This is a genomic window from Uliginosibacterium sediminicola, assembly GCF_039631295.1.
GTDB classification, from domain to species: Bacteria; Pseudomonadota; Gammaproteobacteria; order Burkholderiales; family Rhodocyclaceae; genus Viridibacterium; species Viridibacterium sediminicola.
Map to the genome: position 1 here is coordinate 117,060 of NZ_JBDIVE010000005.1, position 23,998 is coordinate 141,057.

Sequence of the window (23,998 nt, forward strand, 5' to 3'; positions counted from 1 at the left end):
TGCGCGCCCGCCCCATGCGGGCAGGCGCCGTATAATCCAGCGGCACGCGCACCACGCGTGCGCCGCCCGCCCTTTGCCAGCCAGCGCCATGTTGCGAATTACTGAACTCAAACTCCCGCTCGATCACCCAGCCGAAGCGCTGCGTGAGGCCATCCTCCAGCGTCTGGGCATTGCCGACCGCGAGCTGCTCGACTTCAGCGTCTACAAGCGCAGTCACGATGCGCGCAAGAAGTCCGCCATCGCGCTGATCTATACGGTCGACGCCAGCCTGCACGACGAAGCTGCGGTGCTGCGCCGCTTGCAGGGCCGTGCCGGCCCCGGCCAGATCGGTCCGACGCCGGACATGAGCTATCACTTCGTGGCCCGCGCACCTGCCGGCTTGCAGGCGCGCCCGGTGATCATCGGTATGGGGCCCTGCGGTTTCATGGCAGCGCTGACCCTGGCGCAAATGGGTTTCCGGCCTATCGTGCTGGAACGCGGCAAGGAAGTGCGCGAACGCACGCAGGACACCTGGGGCCTGTGGCGCAAGAGCACCCTCAATCCGGAATCGAATGTGCAGTTCGGCGAGGGCGGCGCCGGCACCTTCTCCGACGGCAAGCTCTACAGCCAGATCAAGGATCCGCGCTTTCTCAGCCGCAAGGTGCTGTGCGAGTTCGTCAAGGCGGGTGCGCCGGAGGAAATCCTCTACGTCGCCAAGCCGCATATCGGCACCTTCCGCCTGGTGGGCATGGTCGAGAAGATCCGCGCCGAAATCGAATCGCTGGGCGGCGAGATCCACTTCAAGACCAAGGTTGAAGATCTGCTGATCGAAGATGGCCAGGTGCGCGGCCTCACCGTCAGCAAGACTGATGGTCAGCAAGAATTCATCGCCGCCTCGCATGTCGTGCTGGCGGTCGGCCATAGCGCGCGCGACACCTTCCAGATGCTCTACGAGCGTGGTGTGTACATCGAAGCCAAACCCTTCTCGATCGGCTTCCGCATCGAGCATCCGCAGTCGCTGATCGACGTCTGCCGCTTTGGCAAATTTGCCGGCCACCCCCTGCTCGGCGCAGCCGATTACAAACACGTCTATCACGCCAGCAATGGACGCTCGGTATACAGCTTCTGCATGTGTCCGGGCGGCACAGTGGTCGCTGCGACCTCGGAAGAAGGCCGTGTCGTCACCAATGGCATGAGCCAGTATTCGCGCAACGAGCGCAATGCCAATGCGGGTTTTGTCGTCGGCATCACACCTGCGGACTATCCAGGCCATCCGCTGGCCGGCATCGCCTACCAGCGCCATTGGGAGAGCCGTGCCTTCGAACTGGGCGGCCGCAACTACAATGCGCCCGGCCAGCTGGTCGGTGATTTTCTCGCCGGCCGTCCTTCGACGCAGCTGGGCGAAGTGATTCCTTCTTACAAACCCGGCGTCACCCTCGGTGATCTGAGCACGGCTTTGCCTGACTTTGCAATTGCTGCCATGCGCGAAGCCCTGCCCGCCCTCGACAAGCAGATCCGCGGCTATGCGATGCACGACGCGGTGCTGACCGGGGTGGAAACGCGCACCTCATCGCCGATCCGCATCAAGCGCGGCGCCGACTTCCAGAGCCTCAATACGCGCGGGCTCTACCCGGCAGGCGAAGGGGCGAGCTACGCCGGTGGCATTCTGTCCGCCGCCATCGACGGCATCGAAGTGGCGGAAGCGGTCGCCCAAAGTCTGCTCAAAACCGTCTAGTTTCCGCCCGCGCATTGCGGTGCAACAAGACAAATTCAGCTCAAATGTCATACTTCTTCGGCTCGTGTAGATCGCGACACATTCACCGTTGGAGGAGCGACATATGTTTGAAAAAACAACGAAATACAACTACCGAACAAGGCTGACAAAAGCTATTTACATGGCATTTTCCGGTAGTTTGCTGATGGCCGCGTCGGTGGCCAGCGCCAGCTATCATGATGCACCCGCACTCACGCAACTGGCCAAGGAAGGCAAGTTGCCCAGCGTCGACAAGCGCTTGCCGGAAAAACCGGAAGTGATCAAAACCGACAGCATCGGGCGCTATGGTGGCTCGCTGCGCTCTGCCCTGCGCGGCAATGGTGACGGTAACGCCATCCTGCGCCTGCTCAGCCCGCAAGGCCTGGTGCGCTGGAACAAGGATTTCTCCGGCGTAGTGCCCAATATTGCCGAAAGCTGGACGCTCAGCGCTGACGCCAAGGAATACACCTTCACGCTGCGCAAGGGCATGCGCTGGTCTGATGGCGAAGCTTTCAACGCCGACGACGTGCTCTTCGCTGTCAATGATATCCTCGGCAACAAGCAGTTCTTCTCCACCCCGCCCGGACGCTACACGACGGACGGCAAGCTGGTCGAAGTCGAAAAGCTCGACGACTACAAGGTCAAATTCAAATTCACCCAGCCCTATCGCACCTTCATCGAAGAACTGGCGACACCGCTGGGCCAGCATCCGGTGTTGTATCCGAAGCACTATTGCCAGAAGTTCCACCCCAAGTACAACCCGAAGATCGATGAAGAGGTCAAGGCTGCGCGCCAGACCGACTGGGCCGCGCTGATGCGCGTCAAGTGCAGCGACATCGAACTGGCCAGCCGCTGGGGCAACCCGGAACGGCCGACTCTGGATCCCTGGGTGATCAGCGAACCCTATAGCGGCAACTCGACGCGGGTGATCCTCACGCGCAATCCCTATTTCTGGCAGGTGGATACGGCAGGCAATCAGCTGCCCTACATTGATCGCCTGCAGCTGGCCGTGATCTCGGAAATCGAGACCATCGTGCTGGCCGCGGTCAATGGCCAGCTGGATCTGCAGATCCGCCATATCTCGAACATCCAGAATCGCCCGATCCTGGCCGAGAACGCCACCAAGGGCGGTTACAAGCTGATGCTGCTGCCAGACATCAATGCCACGGCGATTGCGGTGTTCATCAACCAGAGCACCAAGAACGCCAAGCTGCGCGAGCTGTTCCGCAACAAGGACTTCCGCATCGCGCTGTCGCAAGCCATGGACCGCAAGGAGATCAACGACATCGTCTTCCTCGGCAAGGGTGAGCCCTGGCAGATCGGTCCGGCGCCGGGCAACAAGTTCTACAACGAGAAGCTGGCCAAGCAATACACGCAATACGATCTGAAGGCCGCCAATGCCCTGCTCGACAAGATCGGCCTGACTACGCGCGATGCCGATGGCTTCCGTCAGTACAAGAGCGGCGGACGCATCTCGATGGGCGTCATTGTCAGCCTGGCTACCACCTACCAGATCGACATGCTCGAACTGCTGCGCAAGCAGTACGCCAAGCTGGGCATCGAGCTGGTGATCCAGGCCTCGGAACGCACGCTCTACTACGACCGCGCCAACAACAACGACTTCGATCTGAGCGTTGACAGTCTGGCCGGTGGCTTCGACCCGACGCAGAATCCGCGCGGCTTCATCGCCGTGCATCCGCAAGAGTCACGGCAGAGCCTGCTGTGGGTGCGCTGGTATGAAAGCGGTGGCAAGTCGGGCGAAGAACCGCCGGCCAGCATGAAGAAGCGTCTGCAACTCTACGATGAGTGGAAGAACGCCAAGACCGACAAGGAAGCGGATGCGCTGTTCAAGCAGATCCTCTCCATCGCGGCCGACGAAGTCGAAGTGCTGGGCACCGTCAAGCCGCCAGAGCAGACCGGCATCCGCAACGCCAAGCTGATGAACGTGTATGACAAAATGATCTGGGGCTGGACCTTCCCCTCGCCGGGCCCGACCTTGCTGCAACAGTACTATTTCACGAAGTAAGCGGCCTACCCCGCTAGCAATCCGCACTGCGGGAAGCTTGCCGGGGCATGCAGCGCGATACAGCAAGAGCCGCTCTTTGCGGCTCTTGTCTTGCCCAGGGGAATCCCAATGTGATCGCCTGCAGATCAGCCTGCGCAGGTGACCGCGCCCACAATGTTTCGCTCAAGTCATCGGCCAGGCTGACGCAATTCCTTATATTGGCCGGTATGCAATACCCGCCATCAAACGGATAAGGGCAGCGATCCATGCTCAGACAATTCAGCTTGCGGGCCAAGCTACGTCTCATCAATCTCGTCGCGCTCACTGCGCTGCTGGTGATCGGCATCTCGGCGATCGAAGCGCGCCGCAGCAGCATGATGGAAGACGTCCGCCGTCAGCTACGCGATCAGATGTCCATCGTGTTCAGCATGCTCGATCATTACCGCCTTCAAGCGGAGTCCGGCGCGCTCAGCACGGCTGAAGCGCAGCAGCGCGCACTGGCGCAACTGCGCAGCATTCGCTACCAGGACAAGGAGTTCTTCAGCGTCGGCAGCATGGAGCCGGTAATGCTGATGCATCCGGCCGTCCCAGCACTGGAGGGCAAGAATTTCGGCGAGCTGCGCGACAAGAACGGCAAGGCTTTCATCCGCGAGATGCTCGACAAAACCCGCAGCCACGGCAGTGCCTATGTCGAATACTGGTGGCCCAAGGCGGGCGAAACCGCGCCTTCGCCCAAACTCTCCTTCGCGCGTCATTACGCGCCCTGGGACTGGCTGGTGAATACCGGTATGTACATCGACAACATCAATCGCCAGTTCTATCGCGATTCGATCTGGTTTGTCGGCGTACTGCTGCTGGTCAGCCTGCTGGTCACCGTGCTCTCCAATCTGCTCGGCCAGAGCGTGCTGTCAGCGCTGCAGGACATCCTCACGCGCATGCGCGCAGTAGAGGAGACGGGCGATCTCAGCCAGCGTTTCCCGACCGAGCGGCGCGATGAATTCGGCGAGCTGGCCCGCGGCGTCTCATCCCTGCTCGGCTCCTTGCGCGAAGCGCAGACCGAGCTGCGCCAGCACCGCGACAGCCTCGAAGAAATGGTCCAGGCGCAAACCCAGGATCTGCGCCAGGCCAAGGAAGAGGCCGAGCGCGCCAACGCAGCCAAGAGCCTGTTCCTGTCAAACATGTCACATGAATTGCGGACGCCGATGCACGGCGTGCTCAGCTTTGCCAAGATCGGTGAGGAAAAAGCGCAGCTACTCAGCACCAGCGCGACACCCGCACGGCCCGACATGGAGCGCCTTAGCACCTATTTCCAGCGCATCCACAGCAGCGGCGCGCGGCTGATGAACCTGCTCAATGATTTGCTGGATATCGCCAAGCTCGAATCGGGACGGATGGAGCTAAATCTGCAGCCACTCAGCTTGAACAGCTGCATCCAGCAAGCGCTGCAGGAATTCGAAGTGCAGCTGCAGACGCGCCAGCTCAGCATCGCCCTGCAACTGCCTGAGGCCGATTGCAGCTTGCTGGCCGACCACTTCCGGCTCGGCCAGGTGGTGCGTAACCTGATCTCGAATGCCATCAAGTTCTCGCCCGACAAGAGCGAGATCAGCATCCGCTATCACTGTTCGCCACCCGATGCAGCCGGCACGGCAAACGTGGAACTGGTCTTCGCTGATCAGGGCGTGGGAATTCCGGCGGCAGAGCTGGAATCGGTGTTCGACAAGTTCGTGCAAAGCAGCCAGACCCGCACCGGCGCTGGCGGCACTGGCTTGGGACTGGCCATCTCACGCGAGATCGTACAAGCCCATCATGGCGAGATCTTCGCCCGCCAACGCCCGCCGCAGGGCAGCGAATTCGTGATTCGCCTGCCGGTCAGCATGCCGTCCGCAACGCAGACGACGCAACGCAATTAAGCCGTCGCGATCAGGCGCACCGCGCGCAGGATGCCATCGGCTTCAACCCGGCCCAGGCCCATGAATTGCGCGCCATAGACACGCACCTCGCCGCGCACATCGGCACCGGCAACAGGATTGCCGTGCGAGAAGCGCTGTTCGAGTTCGCCCGTCAGATGCACGGCCGGCAAATGCGCCAGCAGACTGTCCGGCGCCAGCAGGCAGGCGCTGCGCCCGGCCTCATCCAGCGCGCCCAGCGCTTCCAGCGTATGCGTGGCGTCGAGCGCAATCGGCCCGGTGGCCAGACGGCGCAAGGCGGTCAGATGCGCGCCACAGCCGAGCAGCTTGCCGATGTCCTCAGCCAGGGTGCGGATGTAGGTGCCCTTGCTGCAACGCACGCGGATCTGCAACTGTGGCAGTGCGATGGATTCGACTTCCAGTTCGAAGATCGTGATGCGGCGCGATTTGCGCTCGATCTCGATGCCCTGGCGTGCGTAATCGTAGAGCGCCCTGCCCTCGAACTTGAGCGCCGAATACATCGGTGGCACTTGCTCGATCTCGCCGACAAAGCGGGCGCAGACGGCAGCAACGTCTTCTTCGCTACAGCTGACGGGGCGCTCTTCGAGCAGCTCGCCATCGGCATCACCGGTATTGGTCGTGCGACCGAGCAGCACACTTGCGCGGTAGGTTTTGTCGGCGTCGAGCAACATGTGCGAGAACTTCGTCGCCTCGCCAAAGAGCACCGGCAGCAGGCCGGTCGCCATCGGGTCCAGCGTGCCGGTATGCCCGGCCTTGGCCGCCGAAAACAGGCGCCGCGCCTTCTGCAAGGCGGTGTTGGAGGTCATGCCCTGCGGCTTGTCGAGCAGCAGGACGCCATCGACAATCTGCCATTTGCTGCGTACCTGGTTCAAGTCTCGCGCGTCCCCGGTTCGTCATCTTCCGCAGGCGGCGTCTCGGCAATCACCTTGCTGATCAGCGCCGACATGCGCGTGCCTTCCTCGATGGAATTGTCATAGACGAAATGCAGTTCCGGCGTGGTGTGGATGCGCACACGGCGCCCCAGTTCGCGACGCAGGAAGCCGCTGGCGCGGCGCAGCCCGACCAGCACCTCGTCGATGTTGTCCTGCCCCTTGAGCGAGGAAAAGAACACCTTGGCATGGGCGTAATCGGCCGTGATCTCGACGTCGGTCAGGGTGATGAAACCGACGCGCGGATCCTTCACTTCAAGACGGATGAGTTCAGCGAGTTCGCGCTTGATCTGCTCGACCACCCGCGAACTTCTGGAATAATCTTTTGGCATTCTGATGCCTCCTTGATGGCCACGCTGCAAGACACAAGGGGCCCCGCAGGGCCCCTTGTCGCATTGCGGCAGGCTTTGTTACAGCGTACGCGCGACTTCCTGGATTTCGTACACTTCCAGTTGGTCACCCTCGGCGATGTCATTGAAGTTCTTGATCGACAGACCGCACTCGAAGTTGGAACGCACTTCCTTGACGTCGTCCTTGAAGCGCTTGAGCGAATCGAGCTCGCCATCGTGGATGACCACATTGCTGCGCAGGACGCGAACTCGCGAATTGCGCTTGATGAAGCCTTCCATGACATAACAACCGGCGATCGTACCGATCTTCGAGATGACGAAGACCTGACGGATCTCGACCATACCGGTGATCTGTTCGCGCTTCTCCGGCGAGAGCATGCCCGACAGCGCTGCCTTCACCTCATCCACGGCGTCGTAGATGATGTTGTAGTAACGGATATCCACACCGTAGCTCTCGGCCAGCTTGCGGGCGTTGGCATCGGCACGGATGTTGAAGCCGATGATGACCGCCTTCGAAGCCTGCGCCAGGTTGACGTCGGACTCCGAAATGCCGCCCACGGCGCCGTGGATGACCTGCACGCGCACTTCTTCGTTCGACAGCTTGGACAGCGACTGCACCAGCGCTTCCTGCGAGCCTTGCACGTCGGCCTTGACGATGAGGGGCAGCGTCTTGACTTCGCCGTCCTTCATCTGGTCCATCAGCGATTCGAGCTTGGCGGCCTGCTGCTTGGCGAGCTTCACGTCGCGGAACTTGCCCTGACGGAACAGGGCGATTTCGCGCGCACGGCGCTCATCAGCCAGGGCCATGACTTCGTCACCGGCCGAGGGCACGTCGGAGAGGCCGAGGATTTCGACCGGAATCGACGGGCCGGCTTCATTGATCGGCTTGCCGTTCTCGTCCAGCATGGCGCGGATACGACCGAAAGTCGCACCGGCGAGGATCACGTCGCCGCGCTTGAGCGTACCGCTCTGCACCAGCATCGTGGCCACCGCACCGCGGCCCTTGTCCAGACGCGCTTCGATGATCAGGCCCTTGGCCGGCGCTTCCTTCGGCGCCGTCAGCTGCAGCACTTCGGCTTGCAGCAGGATGCCTTCGAGCAGCTCGTCGATACCGGCACCGGTCTTGGCCGACACCGGCATGAACATGGCGTCGCCGCCGTATTCTTCCGGCACCACGCCTTCGGCAACCAGTTCCTGCTTGACGCGCTCCGGATTCGAATCGGGCTTGTCGATCTTGTTGATCGCCACCACCAGCGGCACGCCTGCGGCCTTGGCGTGGTGGATGGCTTCCTTGGTCTGCGGCATCACACCGTCGTCCGCGGCCACCACCAGAATCACGATGTCGGTCGCCTTGGCCCCCCGCGCACGCATCGCCGTAAAGGCTTCGTGACCCGGGGTATCGAGGAAGGTGATCATGCCGCGGCTGGTTTCGACGTGATAAGCGCCGATGTGCTGCGTAATGCCGCCGGCTTCGCCCGCTGCCACCTTGGCGCGACGGATGTAGTCCAGCAGCGAGGTCTTGCCGTGGTCGACGTGACCCATCACGGTCACCACCGGAGCACGCGGCTCCAGCACGGCGTCCTTGTGGGCGTCGCCCTCTTCGAGGAAGGCTTCCGGATCGTCCAGCTTGGCAGCAATCGCGGTGTGGCCCAGTTCCTCGACGACGATCATCGCCGTCTCCTGGTCCAGCACCTGGTTGATGGTGACCATCTGGCCGAGCATCATCATCTTCTTGATGACTTCGGTCGCCTTCACCGACATCTTGTGAGCCAGATCGGCCACCGAGATGGTTTCGGGCACATGCACTTCACGCACCACCGGTTCGACCGGCGCAGCAAAGCTCGGCTGTTGTTCCTGGTGGCGATGACGACCGCCGCCCTTGGCACCACGCCAGCCGGTACCAGTTCCCGTGTCGCCACGGGTCTTGATGGTGCGGCGCTTGTTGGCTTCGTCGGCCTTGGCATTGCGATCCGGCTGCGGCGCAGCGGCCTTCTTCGGCTTTTCTTCGGCCTTGGCAGGCTTGTGCAGGGTGCCCGTCTTGGGCTCGGCCGGCTTGGCTGCCGCAGCAGCCTTGGCGCGTTCCGCTTCCAGACGCTGACGTTCCTCTTCCGCACGACGCGCTTCTTCAGCCGCCTTGCGTGCCGCTTCGCGACGACGCTTTTCTTCCAGCTCGGCAGCCTGACGGGCCATCAGCTCGGCATGGCGACGATCCGCCAGCTCACGTGCCGACAGCACCGGCGCAGCAGGCGCGGGAGCAGGCGTCGGTGCCGGCGCAGGCGTTGCCACGGCTTCCACTTGCGGCGCAGCCACGGCTTCGACCACCGGAGCGGCTTCAACAACAGTCGGCGCAACAGGTGCCTCGACCACTGGCGCTTCGACCACCGGCTCAGCAAGGACCGGCGCCACTTCAGCCACCGGCTCGGGCTGCACGACAACCGGTTCCGGCTCCGGTGCAGCGACAGCTTCCACAATCACTTCGGGTGCGGGCGCTTCGACCGCTTCCACCACCTCGACCACCGGTGCGGCCACCACGGCTTCCAGCGGCTCTTGCTCGGCAGCAGCTTCCGCTGCGCTCGTGTCGAGCCCCAGTTCGCTTTCGTCACGCTTGATGAACACGCGTTTCTTGCGCACTTCAACCTGGATCGTGCGGGCCTTGCCCGTTGCGTCCGAAGCCTTGATTTCGCTGGTCTGCTTGCGCGTCAGCGTGATCTTGGCCTTGGGCGCAGTTTCGCCATGCGAGCGGCGCAGGTAATCGAGCAGACGCGTCTTGTCCTGCTCACTGACCCGGTCACCGGGAGCAGATTTGCTTACGCCAGCTTTCTGAAACTGCTCAAGCAGTGCAGAAGCCGGCATTTTCAGTTCGGTGGCGAAATCCGCCACACTCATGTCAGCCATCGTTTGCTCACTCCCCCGCTTGCTCAAACCAATGCGCGCGCGCCTTGGTAATCAGATCCTTGGCGCGCGCTTCATCGAGCTCGGCCATTTCAACCAGCTCGTCGACCGCGAGGTCGGCGAGATCGTCACGTGTTTTGACCCCCTTGGCTGCCAGCTTGGCGGCCAGGGTCTTGTCCATACCTTCGAGCGCCAGCAGTTCGTCGGCAACGCCTTCGAGCTGTTCTTCATTGACGATCGCTTCGGTCAGCAGCACATTCCGTGCGCGCTGACGCAATTCATTGACAGTGTCTTCATCGAAAGCTTCGATTTCCAGCATCTCGGCGAGCGGCACATAGGCCACTTCTTCGAGCGAGGAGAAACCTTCTTCGATGAGGATGTCAGCCACTTCGGAGTCGACATCCAGCTTTTCGCAGAACAGCGCACGCAGGCGGCCTTGCTCCTGCTCGCTGCGCTCGGCGGCGGCCGACTCGGTCATCAGATTGATGTTCCAGCCGGTCAGCTCGGAGGCGAGCTTGACGTTCTGACCACCACGGCCGATGGCCATGGCGAGATTGCCTTCATCGACCACCACATCCATGGTGTGCGTTTCTTCATCGACGACGATGGAGCTCACTTCGGCCGGCGCCAGCGCACCGATCACGAACTGCGCGGCGTCCGCCGACCACAGCACGATATCGACGTTCTCGCCACCGAGTTCGTTACGCACGGCGGTGACGCGCGAACCGCGCAGGCCAACGCAGGTGCCGATCGGGTCGATCCGCGGATCATTGGCCTTGACGGCGATCTTGGCGCGCAGGCCGGGGTCGCGGGCGGCGGCCTTGATTTCGAGCAGGCCGTCTTCGATCTCCGGCACTTCCAGTTCGAAGAGCTTGGCGATGAAATCCGGTGCGCTGCGCGAGAGGATCAGTTGCGGGCCACGTGCATTGCGGTCGACGCGCAAGAGATAAGCACGCACGCGGTCGCCAACACGCAGGTTTTCCTTCGGAATCTGCTGGTCACGCGGCAGCGAGGCTTCCAGACGGCCGGCTTCGATGATGGCATTGCCACGCTCGATGCGCTTGACCGAACCGGTCACCAGATGCTCGCCACGCTCCAGGAAGTCGTTGAGGATCTGTTCGCGCTCGGCATCACGGATCTTCTGCAGAATCACCTGCTTGGCAGCTTGCGCACCGATGCGACCGAAATCGATGGGTTCGAGCGGTTCTTCAATGTAGTCGCCAATCTGGATGTCCGGATCTTCTTCACGCGCATCGATGATGCCCATCTGGGCTTCATCGTTTTCCACCTCGGCATCGAGCATCACCACCCAGCGGCGGAACGACTCGTAAGCACCGGTTTCGCGATCAATGGACACACGGACATCGGCATCGTCATGGATGCGCTTCTTGGTTGCGGAGGCCAGCGCCATTTCCAGTGCGATGAAAACAACTTCCTTCGCAACGTTCTTTTCACGCGACAACGCATCGACAAGCAGCAGTACTTCGCGGCTCATTGCTTAATCCTCTCTTTAATCAAACTTGGGGACCAGGCGGGCCTTCTCGACATCTGCGAGATCAAACGCCAGCTCACCCTTCTCGGTTTTGACCAGAACCTTGCCATCCTGCAAGCCCAGCAGCTGGCCTGCGAAATTGCGCTGATTGGCAATCGGCAAACGGATCCGGATCTGCACATCGTGACCTGCGAAACGCTCGAAATCGGCCGCGCGCTTCAAGGGGCGATCGAGCCCCGGCGAGGAGATTTCAAGCCGGTCGTAATCGACCCCTTCAACTTCGAACACACGCTGCAAGTGGTGGCTCACCGTCGCGCAATCATCGACCGTGATGCCGCGCTCAATATCGATGAGCACGCGCAAAAGCCTCGCCTTGGGCGACATTTCAAGGTCGACCAGTTCGAAACCGAGGCCATTCACAGCCTCTTCAACGACGCGTACAAGATCCATCAAAACCCAGACCAAAAAGGCGGCACAGTCAGCCACAAGCAAACCGGCGCCACAAATAAAAAATGGGCGAAACGCCCATCCCCAGGCTGCAGCCCCGCAAGGCCCAGCCCAAAACTTCGGAACGATTTGCCACGGGCACGTAGCAGCCAACACGCCACGCACAACACCCGCACAAATCAGCAGCGGCATTCTAGCATGTCATGCCGCCGCAGTAAATGCGGCGGTACGAGTAGATCAGGCTTCGACGGCAGCTTTCGGCTTGCGATTGCGCCCGCCGCGGCCGCGGCGATTACCACTGCGGCGCGGCGCGCCCTCAGGCCCAGCCTCAGCGGCCACCTGCGGCGCAGCTTCGCGCACGCGCGGCGGCTTGGCGACGACGCCCTCGGCTCCTTGTGCGGCCGGACGCGGCGCGCCTGCCTTGGGTGCGCCAGCGCTACGCCGGTTACGACTGCGGCGCGCCAGACCTTCGGTCTTGACCAAAGCTTCCTTGCCCGCCAGCGCCTTGATCAGATCCGGCGCCAAGTCTTCGAACATGCCGCGCTTGAGGCGCGGCGGCAGCTGCACCGGGCCGTAGCGCACACGCATCAGGCGGCTGACGGTGAGCCCCATCGCTTCGAACATGCGCCGCACTTCGCGATTACGACCTTCGGAGATGGTCACGCGATACCACTTGTTGGAGCCTTCGCCACCGTCTTCGCGCAGCATGCCGAACTTGGCCGGGCCGTCTTCGAGTTCGATGCCGGTCGTGAGCTGCTTCTTCTGCTCATCCGTGAGCTCGCCCATGATGCGCACCGCGTACTCGCGATCCAGGTTGTAGCGCGGATGCATCAGCTTGTTGGCCAGATCACCGTTGTCGGTAAACAGCAACAAGCCGCTGGTATTGAAGTCGAGGCGGCCAATGGCGATCCAGCGCCCACGGCGCAGATTGGGCAGGCGCTCGAACACCGTCGGGCGGCCTTCCGGATCGTCCTTGGAGACGATCTCGCCATCCGGCTTGTGGTAGATCAGCACGCGCGGCGCGCGCTCGGCGGCAAAGCGCACATTGATCAGCTTGCCATTGACCTTGACGCGGTCGCCCTGCGAAATCTTCTGACCGAGGAAGCTCGGCAGACCATTGACGCTGACGCGGCCGGAGGTAATCCACTCCTCGACCTCGCGACGCGACGCGTAGCCGGCAGCGGCGAGCACCTTCTGCACACGCTCGCCGTCGTTGAGCACTTCACCCGTGCCCTTGGTCGGGCGCTCGCCACGACCACCGATGCGCGGCGCACGTACGGCGCGCTTCTCGCCCAGCATGGGCTTGGCATTGGCATGGAGGTTGTCGCCCTTGCGACCGAGGAAGGCGATCTGGCTGTCGTCGTCTTCGTCGTCGACATCCACGTCGTCGCCGAAATCATTGAATACCGGAATCGGCTGGTTAGCGGCGGTCAGCACATTGCCATTGACGCCTTCGCCTTCGGCGACATTGCCGTCGCGCGGCGTCTTGCTGCGCGGCGCGCTACGGCGGCGGCGTGGCGGCGCGCCGTCGGCAGCCCCGGCATTTGTTTTAGCGGGGCTCTGACGCGCCGGACGGCGCGTGTTCTGCGGGTTCGACAAGATCGAGTACTCCTTCGATGTCGGAAAGGGATGACAGGGGCGGCAGCTCAGTGAGGCTGCGCAGGCCGAGGTCATCCAGAAACTGGCGGGTAGTTGCGTAGAGGGCCGGGCGTCCCGGCGTGTCGCGGTGACCAATGCTGTCGATCCAACCGCGTGTTTCCAGCAATTTGATGATGTTGGCGGAAACAGCCACACCACGGATTTCTTCTATATCGCCGCGGGTGACGGGCTGACGATACACGATGATGGCCAAGGTTTCCAGTACCGCACGCGAATATCTGGGCGGCCGCGTCTGTTTGAGCCGCTCCAGATAGGGCTGCAGCACGTCGCGGGTATGAAAACGCCAACCCGATGCCAGGCGCTTGAGCTCCACCGGACGCCCCTGCCAGTCGCGCTGGATGTCGTCGAGCAGACGGCCAACCAGCTCCGCCCCCAGGTCCGGCTCGAACAGGCGACGCAGCTCGCTGGTCGATAGTGGCTCGCTGGCCGAGAGCAGCGCGGCTTCGAGCGCCTGGCGGGCGAGCGCGAGATCGGGCTCGCCCATTGCCGACACAGGTGCCTCGGTTGCGGGCTCGGCGGAAGGCTCGTCAGGCTGTGCTGGGTTCGGGCTCTGATTCATGTTGGGGTAATCGCACGTAAAGCATTTCCATCGGCGCGTTCTGCGTGATCTGCACCAGGCGCTCCTTGACCAGCTCCAGCACCGCCAGGAAGCCGACGATCAAGCTCGCCACGCCATGACTCAGATCGAAGAGCTGGGTGAATTCGACATAGTCCGTGCCCTGCAGGCGGCGCAGGATCTCCGTCATGTACTCGCGCACCGACAGGGTTTCACGGCCAATGTGGTGATGTTGCGTCAGGCGTGCCCGTTGCAGCAAGCCCAACCAGGCCGACTGCAGATCCGCCAGATTCACTTCCGGCAGGCGCTCCACCGTGGCCACCGCGATATGCACCGCCGTCCATTCGTAATCGCGCTCGACGCGCGGCACACGATCGAGCAGCAAGGCAGCGCGCTTCATGCGTTCGTATTCGACCAGGCGGCGCACCAGCTCGGCACGCGGATCTTCAGTGCTGTCCTCGGCTTCCTCACGCGGCGGCTTGGGCAGCAGCATGCGTGACTTGATGTCGAGCAGCATCGCCGCCATCAACAAGTATTCGGAAGCGAGCTCCAGATTGGTCGAGCGCATCGCCTCGATGTAGGCGAGGTATTGCGCGGTGAGTGGCGCCATCTGGATATCGAGGATATCGAGATTGGCGCGCCGCACGAGGTAGAGCAGCAGATCCAGCGGGCCTTCGAAAGTTTCGAGGAAGACTTCCAGCGCGTCGGGCGGGATGTAGAGATCGACCGGCATGCTGTGCATGGGTTCGCCATGCACGCGCGCCAGAACGAGTTCGCCCTGTTCCACAATCACCCCATTCACCGCACAGGCGCAAAGAACAGCAAAGGCAAGGACCGCAAAGGCGAGGCCGCCGTGTCTTTGCGGCCCTTTGCGTTTCCTTTGCGCCTTTGCGGTGAGGTCATTTTAAAAAACCTGGGCTCAGCTATAGCTCAAACCCATCGCATCGCGCACATCGCGCATGGTCTCTTGCGCCAGCTTGCGGGCGCGCTCGCAGCCGTCGGCGAGTACGCTGCGCACCAGGGCGGGATCGTCAAGGTATTGCTGGGCGCGCTCGTGGAAGGGCTCCTGCTCCTTGATGACGGCGTCGATGATCGGCTGCTTGCACTCAAGGCAGCCGATGCCGGCCGTGCGGCAGCCCTTGTCGACCCATTCGCGCGTGGCGTCGTCGGAATAGACGACGTGGAACTGCCACACCGGGCAACGCGCGGGATCGCCCGCGTCGGTGCGACGCACACGGGCCGGATCAGTGGGCATGGTGCGGATCTTCTTGGTGAGGACCTCGGGGTCTTCACGCATGAAGATCGTGTTGTTGTAGGACTTGGACATCTTCTGCCCGTCCAGCCCGACCACGCGCGAGGCTTCGGTGAGCTTGGCTTCCGGCTCGGCGAGGATCACCTTGCCGCTGCCTTCGAGGTAGCCGAAGAGGCGCTCGCGGTCGCCCATCGACAGGCTTTGCGATTCGTCGAGCAGCGCCTTGCCCTGCTCCAGCGCTTCCTTGTCGCCTTCCTGCTGGAAGCGCGTGCGCAGCTGCTCGTAGAGCTTGCCGCGCTTGCCGCCGAGCTTCTTGACCGCCTCTTTGGCCTTGTCTTCAAAGCCCGGCTCACGGCCATAGAGGTGGTTGAAGCGGCGCGCGATCTCGCGTGTCAGCTCGATGTGCGGCACCTGATCTTCACCGACCGGCACATGGCTGGCGCGGTAGAGCAGGATGTCAGCGCTTTGCAGCAGCGGGTAGCCGAGAAAGCCGTAGGTCGCAAGATCCTTCTCGCTGAGCTTTTCCTGCTGATCCTTGTAGGTCGGCACACGTTCGAGCCAGCCCAGCGGACACATCATCGACAGCAGCAGGTGCAGCTCGGCATGCTCGGGCACGCGCGACTGGATGAAGATGGTCGACTGGTTCGGATCAACGCCAGCCGCGAGCCAGTCGATGACCATCTCCCAGACGCTCTGCTCGATGATCTCCACACCGTCATAGGCGGTAGTCAGCGCATGCCAGTCGGCAACGAAGAACAGACAGGGCATCTCGTTCTGCAGCCGCACCCAGTTCTTGAGCGCGCCGTGGTAATGGCCGATGTGCAAGCGCCCGGTGGGGCGCATGCCAGAGAGGACTCGTTCTGCGTACATGGTGCGTGATTCCCGTTCAGTATCAGATGAAAGTATTAATGATGCGGCCAAGCACATTGACAAAAAATTGGAGCCCGTACCTGAGCGGGTCATCCAGCACCTTCAGCCACAGCAAGGCAAACAGCAAGACAAAACCATACGGCTCGATGCGCGAGAAAGGCACGGCCAGCGAATAGGGCAACAGGCTCACCGCGATGCGGCCACCATCGAGTGGCGGAATCGGCACCAGGTTGAGCAGCATCAGCGCCAGATTGGTCATCACGCCAGCGCTACAGGCTATTCTGAGCCAATCGAGGGCGGCGGCGCCCAGTTCAAGTCGGATCGCAATTGCGAAGATCAGCGTCCAAACGAAGGCCTGCACCAGATTGGCCGCCGGCCCGGCAGCGGCGACCCAGAACATGTCGGCCTTGGGATGACGCAAGCGGCCGAAATTGACCGGCACCGGCTTGGCCCAGCCAAAGATCGGCAAGCTGCTGCCCAGCATGGCATTCGAAGCGAGCAGCAGGCCAGGCAGCAAGATGGTGCCCATCGGATCGACATGCTTGATCGGGTTGAGCGTGATGCGCCCCATCTGGTGCGCCGTCGGGTCCCCCAGCAGGCGCGCCGTGTAGCCGTGCGCGACCTCGTGCAAGGTAATGGCGAGCACGACCGGAACGGCCGAGAAGAGGAAGTAGATCAGGAGATCAGTCATGTAGTTTGCATTTTACGCGAAAGCGGTGATCGGGCGCTCAGTCCAGCCCCAGGGGCGCCAGCGGGCCGCAACCGGCACGCAGCAATTCAGGCGCGCCACCCGTCAAATCGACGACGGTAGTGGGCTCCAGGCCGCAGGCGCCGGCATCGATGATCAGATCAAGCTGGCGCGCCAGGCGCTCGCGGATGTCATCGGAGTGCACCAGGGGCAAGTCCTCCTCGGGCAACAGCAAGGTCGACGAGAGCACCGGCTCGCCCAGCTCTTCGAGCAAGGCGCGGATGACGGCATGATCCGGCACGCGCAGGCCGATGGTCTTGCGCTTGGGATGCAGCACGCGGCGCGGCAGCTCCTTGGTGCCTTCGAGAATGAAGGTGTAGGCGCCCGGCGTGGTCGCTTTGAGCAGGCGGAACTGCGCATTGTCGACGCGCGCAAAAGTAGCGATCTCGGAGAGATCACGACACATCAGGGTGAAGTGATGACGCTCGTCCACCCCGCGAATACGGCGGATGCGTTCGAGCAGCTTGGCGTCCCCAACATGGCCGACCAGGGAATAGGCTGCATCGGTCGGCACGGCAATCAGGCCGCCCTCGCGCAAAATCGCGGCGGCTTGGCGGATCAAGCGGGCTTGCGGGTATTCGGGATGTATTTCAAAAAACTGGGACACGGTATCAGACCAATTGGCTCCACACAGGCGTCAGATCCGGCGGCAGCTGCGGAATGCGGCCCAGATCCATGACGCTCTCGCCCGGACCGTGGAAGTCCGAAGCACGCGAGGCAAGCAGATCGTAGCGCCGCGCCACACTAGCGTACTCGCTGATCATGGCAGGCGTATGTGCGCTGGTGACCACTTCGACGCCTTCCCCACCGAGTTCAACAAACTGGTCGAACAGCTCGGTCATCTGCGCACGGCTGAGGCGGTAGCGCCCGGGGTGCGCAATGACGGCCAAGCCGCCGGCGGCGTGAATCCAGTTCACGGCGTCGCTGAGCGTCGCCCATTCGTGTTCGACGAAGCCCGGCTTGCCGCGCACCAGGTAATGATCGAAGACCGAACTGGTGTCACGCGCCAGCCCCAGATCGACCAGATAACGCGCGAAGTGCGCCCGGCTGATCAACGCCGGATTGCCGGCCAGCGCGGCAGCGCCGGCATAGGCATCACGAATGCCGATTTTCTCCAGCGCTTCGCCCATGCGCTGCGCACGGCCATCGCGCCCGCCACGCACCTGGGCCAGACCGGCGACCAGCTGCGGCGAGCTGGCATCGATGCCCAGGCCAACAATGTGCACCGACTGATCGCAGTACGAGACCGAGACTTCCACGCCGGGCACAAAACGCAGGCCCAGCGCTGTGGCGGCCTCGCGCGCAGCGGGCAAGCCGCCGAGTTCATCATGATCAGTCAGCGCCAGCAGATCGACGCCGTTACTCACGGCGCGCTGCACAAGCTCGGCCGGACTGAGGAGTCCGTCGGAAAAGTTCGAATGCGCGTGCAGATCAGCGTTGAGGGGTGTGGACACAGGCAGGACCGGCAGGTGGAAAGACGGGAACGAAGCCCCATGATAGCAAAGGCTTGATTCAAGCCCCATGCTTCCGGTACAGTCGCCTCCGTTCGGGAGAGAGTCTGCCAGCCATTGTGACAGATCGCCGAAGGCGCAACCCCCCGGGAACGCTCAGGCAAAAGGACCGAACAAGGAACAGCAAATCTGGAGAGCGATGCCCACGATTTTGTCGTGGGGGCATCCACCGAAGGGGCACTCGCGATGTGATGAGTGTTTTAGCAGGTGAGCGAACGATTTGCTGGCAAGGCGGTTTGCGCAGACAGTACGCAAGTACGGCGAGCAAGCCAACACAGCCAGCGAAGCGTGCAGCCACCTGATGAAGCACTCAGCGAAATCTCTCAGGTAGAACGGACAGATGGGGGTCAAGCGTCAATACGCTTGGCCCTTTTCCATTTGTACGCCCGGAGAGCCTCTTGTCCAAACAGACCCCGCTGCACGCCATCCACCTCGCCTCCGGCGCCAAACTCGTCGATTTCGCGGGTTGGGACATGCCCATCCACTACGGCTCGCAACTCGAAGAACACAAGACCGTGCGCGCCGACGCCGGCATGTTCGACGTCTCGCACATGCTGCCGATCGACATCAGCGGCGCGGGCGCCAAAGCCTTCCTGCAGAAGCTGCTGGCCAATGATGTGGCGCGGCTCAGCGAAACCGGCAAAGCCCTCTACTCCTGCATGCTCAACGAGCAAGGCGGTGTGGTCGACGATCTCATCACCTATTACTTTGCCGAGGATTTCTACCGCATCGTCGTCAATGCTGGCACCGCCGACAAGGATGTGGCCTGGATGCGCAAGCAAGCGGCCTCGATGCCCGGTGGCGGCAATGTGACGATCACCCCGCGCCGTGACTTCGCCATCATCGCCGTGCAAGGCCCGAATGCCAAAGCCAAGGTGTGGGCCGCCCTGCCCGGCTCGCAAGCCGTCTCCGAATCTCTCAAATACTTCCAGGCTGCGCTGTGGGGCGACTTTACGCTCTGTGCCACCGGCTACACCGGCGAACAGGGCTTCGAGATCATCCTGCCCGCGCACAAGGCGGTTGAAGTCTGGAACACGCTGGCCGCGCAAGGCGTGGCCCCCATCGGTCTGGGCGCACGCGACACCCTGCGCCTGGAAGCCGGCATGAACCTCTACGGCGCGGACATGGACGACAGCGCCCATCCGCTCGAATCCGGCCTGGGCTGGACCATCGCCATGAAAGACGAGCGCAATTTCGTTGGCCGCGCCGCACTCGAAGCGAATCCCCCGCAAAAGACCCTGGTCGGCATCGTGCTCGAAGAGCGCGGCGTCTTGCGCAGCCACATGCAGGTATTCACCGCACAAGGCGAAGGTGAAACCACCAGCGGCAGCTTCGCACCGAGCATGAACGCATCGATTGCCTTTGCGCGCGTTCCGCTGGGCGTCAATGTCGGCGACACTGTCGAGGTCGATATCCGTGGCAAGCGCCTCAAGGCGCGCGTCGTGAAAATGCCCTTCGTGCGCAACGGTAAGGTACTGGTTTGAAAATTCAAAGCATCACCGCAAAGGCGCAAAGGAAACGCAAAGGGCCGCAAAGCATTCAGAATCGGTTTTTCTTTGCGGCCCTTTCTTTTGACTCTTTGCGGTGAACAAATTTTGACTGATTATTTTTGATTCCCAAGGAGCCCGTCATGACTATCCCCGCCAACCTGCGCTACACCGCCTCCCACGAATGGATCCGCAAGGAGCCGGACAACACGCTGACCGTCGGCATCACCGACCACGCACAGAATGCGCTGGGCGACATCGTCTTCCTCGAGCTGCCGGAAGCCGGCCGTGTCGTGAAGGCCGGTGAAGAAGTCGCCGTGGTCGAATCGGTCAAGGCTGCTTCCGATATTTACGCACCGGTCGCGGGCGAAATCATCGCCGCCAACAGCGATGCCATCGATACGCCGGAGAGCGTGAACACCGACGCCTACAGCGCCTGGCTGTTCAAGATCAAGCCGGCCAATCTGGACGACATCGACGCACTGCTCGACGCGGCCGGCTACAAGGCTGCGGTCGACGCCGAGTAATCACATTTCATACACATACATGGCCCGCAAAGAACACGACCCGCTCAAGGAGCTGCTGCGCTTTGTGCTCATTGCGGGCGGCATGGCGGTATTTGTCCTCGTGCTCTCACGCGGCAAGTGGTTGATGGCTGCGTTGCTGGGGCTATGGCTCCTCGGCGTATTCTTCCGCTTCAAGCGTGGGGCGCGGCAGGATTGATTGTGCAGGGTGGCTGAGCCAAATGGCGTAAGCCGCCGATCCGTTTTTGGCGGGTGCAATGCGCCCGGATACATTCACGACCGGTGGTTTGCCTCGCGCCCCCACCCAAGGTGAAACACGCAGGCGCACCGATGGACACACTCGCAAAACTCCGCACCAGCATCGACGCAATCGATGCCCAACTGGTCGCCCTGCTCGCGCAGCGCTTTGCGCTGACCGATGAAGTCGGCCACTACAAGAAGCAGCACCAGCTGCCGGCCACCGACGCCGCACGCGAGGCGGCATAAATGGCACGCATCGCCGAACTGGCACAACAGCATGGGCTGGACACGGCACTTGCACAGAAATTCCTGCGTGTGGTGATCGACGCAGTCGTCACCCGCCACAAACAGCTTTAACCCCCAGACTTGACGCATCCAGGCCCACAACCATGACCCAGCCCACCCTCAGCCAGCTTGAAAACCGCGACGCCTTCATCGCACGCCACATCGGCTCCGCAGCGCCCGACATCGCCGCGATGCTCGCCGCCATCGGCGCGCCCAGCGTCGATGCGCTGATTAACGAGACCGTGCCCGCAGCCATCCGCCTCGAAAAACCCTTGCCGATTGCTGCCGCCACGCCCGAACACGTCGCGCTCGCCGAACTGAAGACGATTGCCGCGAAGAACCAGATCAAGCGCTCGCTGATCGGCATGGGCTACTACGACACGCTGACGCCTGCCGTCATCCTGCGCAATGTGATGGAGAACCCCGGCTGGTACACCGCCTACACGCCCTACCAGGCCGAGATCGCGCAAGGCCGCCTCGAAGCCCTGCTCAACTGGCAGCAGATGATCTGTGACCTCACCGGCCTCTCGCTCGCCAATGCCTCGCTGCTCGACGAAGCCACCGCCGCCGCAGAAGCGATGACCATGGCGCGCCGCGTGTCGAAGTCCAAGAGCAATGTGTTTTTCGTCGATGCAGCCTGTTTCCCGCAGACCATCGACGTCGTGAAAACCCGTGCTGAATACTTCGGCTTCGAGCTGCTGATCGCGCCCGCCGCGCAGGCAGCGGATCAGGATGCCTTTGGCGTGCTGCTGCAATACCCGAACGTGAGCGGCGAGATTGCCGACTACAGTACGCTGATCGCTGCCGCCAAGGCACGCGGCGCCTGCGTCGCCGTCGCCACCGACCTGATGGCCCTGGTGCTCCTGAAGAGCCCCGGCGAGCTGGGCGCCGACATCGCCTTCGGTTCCGGCCAGCGCTTCGGCGTGCCGATGGGTTTCGGCGGCCCGCACGCGGCCTTCTTCGCCACCCACGAAGCGAATGCTCGCAGCATGGCTGGCCGCATCATCGGCGTGTCGAAAGACGTGGCCGGCGGCACCGCACTGCGCATGGCCCTGCAGACGCGCGAGCAACACATCCGCCGCGAGAAGGCCAATTCCAATATCTGTACCTCGCAAGTGCTGCTCGCCAATATGGCCGGCATGTACGCCGTGTATCACGGCCCCGAGGGCCTGAAGACTATCGCCTCGCGCATCCACCGCATCGCCGCGCTGTTCGCCGTCAGCCTCAAGCAAGCGGGCTTCACGATCAAGACCGGCGCTTTCTTCGACAGCTTCGACATCGCCACTGGCGACAAGACTGCTGCGCTGTTCGCCGCTGCCGATGCCGCCGGCTACAACCTGCGCCAGGTCTCGGCCGACAGCCTGGGCGTGAGCTTCGATGAAACCAGTTCGCCTGATGACCTCGCCGCGCTGTTCAAGGTCTTCGGCATCAGCGCCGACATCGCCGCGCTCGACGCAGCACAGCCCTCCGCTATCCCCGCCGGGCTCCAGCGCAGCAGCGCCTTCCTGACTCACCCCGTGTTCAACACGCACCACACCGAACACGAGATGCTGCGCTACTTGAAGAAGCTGCAAAACAAGGATCTGGCGCTCGACCACTCGATGATCAGCCTGGGCTCCTGCACCATGAAGCTCAACGCCACCAGCGAGATGATTCCCGTCACCTGGCCCGAGTTCGGCCGCATCCACCCCTTCGCACCGCGCGAACAGGTGAGCGGCTATCTCGACATGATCGAGGGCCTCGCCGACTACCTGCGCGCCGTCACCGGCTTTCCCGCCATCTGCATGCAGCCCAACTCAGGCGCACAGGGCGAGTACGCCGGCCTCGTCGCCATCCGCCGCTACCACGCCGCGCGTGGCGATGCGCATCGCGACATCTGCCTGATCCCCAAATCCGCACACGGCACCAATCCCGCCACCGCGCAGATGTGCGGGCTGGAAGTCGTGGTCGTCGCCTGTGATGACAACGGCAATGTCGACGTCGCCGATCTCAAGCTGAAGATCGCGCAGCACAAAGACAAGCTCGCCGCACTGATGATCACCTACCCCTCCACGCACGGCGTGTTCGAAGAAGCGGTCAAGGAAATCTGCGCGCTGGTGCACGCCGCTGGCGGCCAGGTCTACATGGACGGCGCCAACCTCAACGCCCAGGTCGGCCTCACCTCGCCCGCCACCATCGGCGCCGATGTGAGCCACATGAATCTACACAAGACCTTCTGTATCCCGCACGGCGGCGGTGGCCCCGGCATGGGTCCGATTGGTCTGGCCGCCCACCTCGCGCCTTTCATGGCTGACCACGCAGTGGCTGCTACCGGCGCCGAAGGCCGCGCACACGCGGGGCAAGGCGCTGTCTCTGCAGCGCCTTTCGGCTCGGCCAGCATCCTGCCGATCAGCTGGATGTACATCCGCATGATGGGCGGCGCCGGCCTCAAGCAAGCGACCGAAATCGCCATCCTCAATGCCAACTATGTCGCCAGCCAGCTCAAGGACCACTACCCTGTGCTCTACGTCGGCTCACAAGGCCGCGTCGCGCACGAATGCATCCTGGATATCCGCCCGATCAAGGCGGCGACCGGCATCAGCGAGGTCGACATCGCCAAGCGCCTGATGGACTACGGCTTCCACGCCCCGACGATGAGCTTCCCGGTGGCCGGCACCATCATGGTCGAGCCGACGGAATCCGAACCCAAGGCCGAGCTGGACCGCTTCATCGCCGCGATGATCGCCATCCGCAACGAAATCCGCCGCATCGAAGCAGGCGAACTCCCCGCCGACAACAACCCGCTGAAGAACGCGCCGCACACCCAGGCGGACGTGATCAGCCGTGAATGGACCCGCCCCTACGACCGCGACGAAGCCGTCTTCCCGCTGCCGTATGTGCGCGACAACAAGTTCTGGCCGACGGTGAACCGCATCGATGATGTGTATGGGGACAGGAATCTGTTCTGTGCGTGTGTGCCGATGGAGGAGTACGCGGGCTGATTTCGGATTTGGCAGTGATGGACAGAAAAGGCCACGCGATGCGTGGCCTTTTTTTGCCGCTCGGGGAAAAAACGCAAATTCCCCGCCGATCCAGCCACACGCTACACCGC

20 protein-coding genes and 1 riboswitch are annotated in these 23,998 nt (G+C 62.5%); of the genes, 8 read left to right on the top strand and 12 right to left on the bottom strand.

Going from position 1 to position 23,998, the window contains the following annotated elements; translation table 11 throughout:
• Positions 1-88: 88 nt before the first annotated feature.
• The 3 genes from ABDB84_RS11045 to ABDB84_RS11055 all read left to right on the top strand — a co-directional run bounded on the left by ABDB84_RS11045 (position 89) and on the right by ABDB84_RS11055 (position 5,647).
• Positions 89-1,714: an NAD(P)/FAD-dependent oxidoreductase gene (locus ABDB84_RS11045; protein ID WP_345919784.1), complete on the top strand. Its 1,626-nt coding sequence runs from the start codon at positions 89-91 to the stop codon at positions 1,712-1,714.
• A gap of 160 nt (positions 1,715-1,874) precedes the next feature.
• Positions 1,875-3,758, top strand: coding sequence for an ABC transporter substrate-binding protein (locus ABDB84_RS11050; protein WP_345919785.1), 1,884 nt, complete (start codon positions 1,875-1,877; stop codon positions 3,756-3,758).
• A gap of 245 nt (positions 3,759-4,003) precedes the next feature.
• On the top strand, positions 4,004-5,647 hold the full coding sequence (locus ABDB84_RS11055; protein WP_345919786.1) for a cache domain-containing protein: 1,644 nt from the start codon (positions 4,004-4,006) through the stop codon (positions 5,645-5,647).
• Here ABDB84_RS11055 and truB read toward each other — a convergent pair.
• The 12 genes from truB to ABDB84_RS11115 all read right to left on the bottom strand — a co-directional run bounded on the left by truB (position 5,644) and on the right by ABDB84_RS11115 (position 18,314).
• Positions 5,644-6,537: a tRNA pseudouridine(55) synthase TruB gene (gene truB / locus ABDB84_RS11060; RefSeq protein ID WP_345919787.1), complete on the bottom strand. Its 894-nt coding sequence runs from the start codon at positions 6,535-6,537 to the stop codon at positions 5,644-5,646. The two genes, ABDB84_RS11055 and truB, sit on opposite strands and share 4 nt — an antisense overlap.
• Positions 6,534-6,926: a 30S ribosome-binding factor RbfA gene (rbfA, locus tag ABDB84_RS11065; RefSeq protein ID WP_345919788.1), complete on the bottom strand. Its 393-nt coding sequence runs from the start codon at positions 6,924-6,926 to the stop codon at positions 6,534-6,536. The genes truB and rbfA overlap by 4 nt, the downstream gene beginning before the upstream one ends.
• 78 nt (positions 6,927-7,004) lie before the next feature.
• Positions 7,005-9,839, bottom strand: coding sequence for a translation initiation factor IF-2 (infB, locus tag ABDB84_RS11070; RefSeq protein WP_345919789.1), 2,835 nt, complete (start codon positions 9,837-9,839; stop codon positions 7,005-7,007).
• A 7-nt stretch (positions 9,840-9,846) separates the two neighbouring features.
• Positions 9,847-11,331: a transcription termination factor NusA gene (nusA, locus tag ABDB84_RS11075; protein ID WP_345919790.1), complete on the bottom strand. Its 1,485-nt coding sequence runs from the start codon at positions 11,329-11,331 to the stop codon at positions 9,847-9,849.
• A 15-nt stretch (positions 11,332-11,346) separates the two neighbouring features.
• On the bottom strand, positions 11,347-11,778 hold the full coding sequence (gene rimP, locus ABDB84_RS11080) for a ribosome maturation factor RimP (protein WP_345919957.1): 432 nt from the start codon (positions 11,776-11,778) through the stop codon (positions 11,347-11,349).
• Between the two features lie 234 nt (positions 11,779-12,012).
• Positions 12,013-13,374 (bottom strand): 23S rRNA pseudouridine(2605) synthase RluB, encoded by a 1,362-nt coding sequence (rluB, locus tag ABDB84_RS11085; RefSeq protein WP_345919791.1) that lies wholly within the window; start codon positions 13,372-13,374, stop codon positions 12,013-12,015.
• Positions 13,325-13,918, bottom strand: a complete 594-nt coding sequence (scpB, locus tag ABDB84_RS11090) for an SMC-Scp complex subunit ScpB (protein ID WP_345919792.1) — start codon at positions 13,916-13,918, stop codon at positions 13,325-13,327. Before scpB ends, rluB begins: the two co-directional genes overlap by 50 nt.
• A 43-nt stretch (positions 13,919-13,961) precedes the next feature.
• The gene (locus tag ABDB84_RS11095) at positions 13,962-14,732 is read right to left on the bottom strand and encodes a segregation and condensation protein A (RefSeq protein WP_345919958.1); all 771 of its coding nucleotides are present in this window, start codon (positions 14,730-14,732) and stop codon (positions 13,962-13,964) included.
• A 177-nt stretch (positions 14,733-14,909) separates the two neighbouring features.
• On the bottom strand, positions 14,910-16,112 hold the full coding sequence (locus tag ABDB84_RS11100) for a tryptophan--tRNA ligase (protein WP_345919793.1): 1,203 nt from the start codon (positions 16,110-16,112) through the stop codon (positions 14,910-14,912).
• Positions 16,113-16,134: 22 nt separating this feature from the next.
• The gene (locus ABDB84_RS11105) at positions 16,135-16,803 is read right to left on the bottom strand and encodes a site-2 protease family protein (RefSeq protein WP_345919794.1); all 669 of its coding nucleotides are present in this window, start codon (positions 16,801-16,803) and stop codon (positions 16,135-16,137) included.
• Positions 16,804-16,840: 37 nt separating this feature from the next.
• Positions 16,841-17,467, bottom strand: a complete 627-nt coding sequence (locus tag ABDB84_RS11110) for an L-threonylcarbamoyladenylate synthase (protein ID WP_345919795.1) — start codon at positions 17,465-17,467, stop codon at positions 16,841-16,843.
• Between the two features lie 4 nt (positions 17,468-17,471).
• Positions 17,472-18,314 carry a 3',5'-nucleoside bisphosphate phosphatase gene (locus ABDB84_RS11115; protein ID WP_428715088.1) on the bottom strand — a complete coding sequence of 281 codons (843 nt, stop codon included), beginning with the start codon at positions 18,312-18,314 and terminating at the stop codon, positions 17,472-17,474.
• 83 nt (positions 18,315-18,397) lie between these two features.
• Positions 18,398-18,493: riboswitch (glycine riboswitch) on the top strand.
• A gap of 276 nt (positions 18,494-18,769) precedes the next feature.
• Here ABDB84_RS11115 and gcvT point away from each other — a divergent pair.
• From gcvT to gcvP, 5 genes are all read left to right on the top strand, one after another.
• Positions 18,770-19,855, top strand: a complete 1,086-nt coding sequence (gcvT, locus tag ABDB84_RS11120; protein ID WP_345919796.1) for a glycine cleavage system aminomethyltransferase GcvT — start codon at positions 18,770-18,772, stop codon at positions 19,853-19,855.
• A gap of 146 nt (positions 19,856-20,001) precedes the next feature.
• Positions 20,002-20,385, top strand: a complete 384-nt coding sequence (gcvH, locus tag ABDB84_RS11125; protein ID WP_345919797.1) for a glycine cleavage system protein GcvH — start codon at positions 20,002-20,004, stop codon at positions 20,383-20,385.
• 19 nt (positions 20,386-20,404) lie between these two features.
• Entirely contained in the window at positions 20,405-20,581 is a 177-nt protein-coding gene (locus ABDB84_RS11130; protein ID WP_345919798.1) for a hypothetical protein, read from the top strand.
• A gap of 131 nt (positions 20,582-20,712) precedes the next feature.
• On the top strand, positions 20,713-20,868 hold the full coding sequence (locus ABDB84_RS11135) for a chorismate mutase (protein ID WP_345919799.1): 156 nt from the start codon (positions 20,713-20,715) through the stop codon (positions 20,866-20,868).
• 143 nt (positions 20,869-21,011) lie between these two features.
• Positions 21,012-23,888: an aminomethyl-transferring glycine dehydrogenase gene (gcvP, locus tag ABDB84_RS11140; RefSeq protein WP_345919800.1), complete on the top strand. Its 2,877-nt coding sequence runs from the start codon at positions 21,012-21,014 to the stop codon at positions 23,886-23,888.
• The last annotated feature ends 110 nt before the right edge of the window (positions 23,889-23,998 follow it).

What these genes read in the sequence shown, in the direction of transcription:
- nusA (WP_345919790.1), bottom strand. Translation starts at nt 11,331, where the DNA reads ATGAGCCGCGAAGTACTGCTGCTTGTCGATGCGTTGTCGCGTGAAAAG.
- ABDB84_RS11105 (WP_345919794.1), bottom strand. Translation starts at nt 16,803, where the DNA reads ATGACTGATCTCCTGATCTACTTCCTCTTCTCGGCCGTTCCGGTCGTG.
- rimP (WP_345919957.1), bottom strand. Translation starts at nt 11,778, where the DNA reads ATGGATCTTGTACGCGTCGTTGAAGAGGCTGTGAATGGCCTCGGTTTC.
- gcvP (WP_345919800.1), top strand. Translation starts at nt 21,012, where the DNA reads ATGACCCAGCCCACCCTCAGCCAGCTTGAAAACCGCGACGCCTTCATC.
- rbfA (WP_345919788.1), bottom strand. Translation starts at nt 6,926, where the DNA reads ATGCCAAAAGATTATTCCAGAAGTTCGCGGGTGGTCGAGCAGATCAAG.
- ABDB84_RS11055 (WP_345919786.1), top strand. Translation starts at nt 4,004, where the DNA reads ATGCTCAGACAATTCAGCTTGCGGGCCAAGCTACGTCTCATCAATCTC.
- ABDB84_RS11050 (WP_345919785.1), top strand. Translation starts at nt 1,875, where the DNA reads ATGGCATTTTCCGGTAGTTTGCTGATGGCCGCGTCGGTGGCCAGCGCC.
- scpB (WP_345919792.1), bottom strand. Translation starts at nt 13,918, where the DNA reads ATGGGCGAGCCCGATCTCGCGCTCGCCCGCCAGGCGCTCGAAGCCGCG.
- ABDB84_RS11100 (WP_345919793.1), bottom strand. Translation starts at nt 16,112, where the DNA reads ATGTACGCAGAACGAGTCCTCTCTGGCATGCGCCCCACCGGGCGCTTG.
- ABDB84_RS11130 (WP_345919798.1), top strand. Translation starts at nt 20,405, where the DNA reads ATGGCCCGCAAAGAACACGACCCGCTCAAGGAGCTGCTGCGCTTTGTG.
- infB (WP_345919789.1), bottom strand. Translation starts at nt 9,839, where the DNA reads ATGGCTGACATGAGTGTGGCGGATTTCGCCACCGAACTGAAAATGCCG.
- ABDB84_RS11095 (WP_345919958.1), bottom strand. Translation starts at nt 14,732, where the DNA reads ATGCACAGCATGCCGGTCGATCTCTACATCCCGCCCGACGCGCTGGAA.
- gcvH (WP_345919797.1), top strand. Translation starts at nt 20,002, where the DNA reads ATGACTATCCCCGCCAACCTGCGCTACACCGCCTCCCACGAATGGATC.
- ABDB84_RS11135 (WP_345919799.1), top strand. Translation starts at nt 20,713, where the DNA reads ATGGACACACTCGCAAAACTCCGCACCAGCATCGACGCAATCGATGCC.
- ABDB84_RS11045 (WP_345919784.1), top strand. Translation starts at nt 89, where the DNA reads ATGTTGCGAATTACTGAACTCAAACTCCCGCTCGATCACCCAGCCGAA.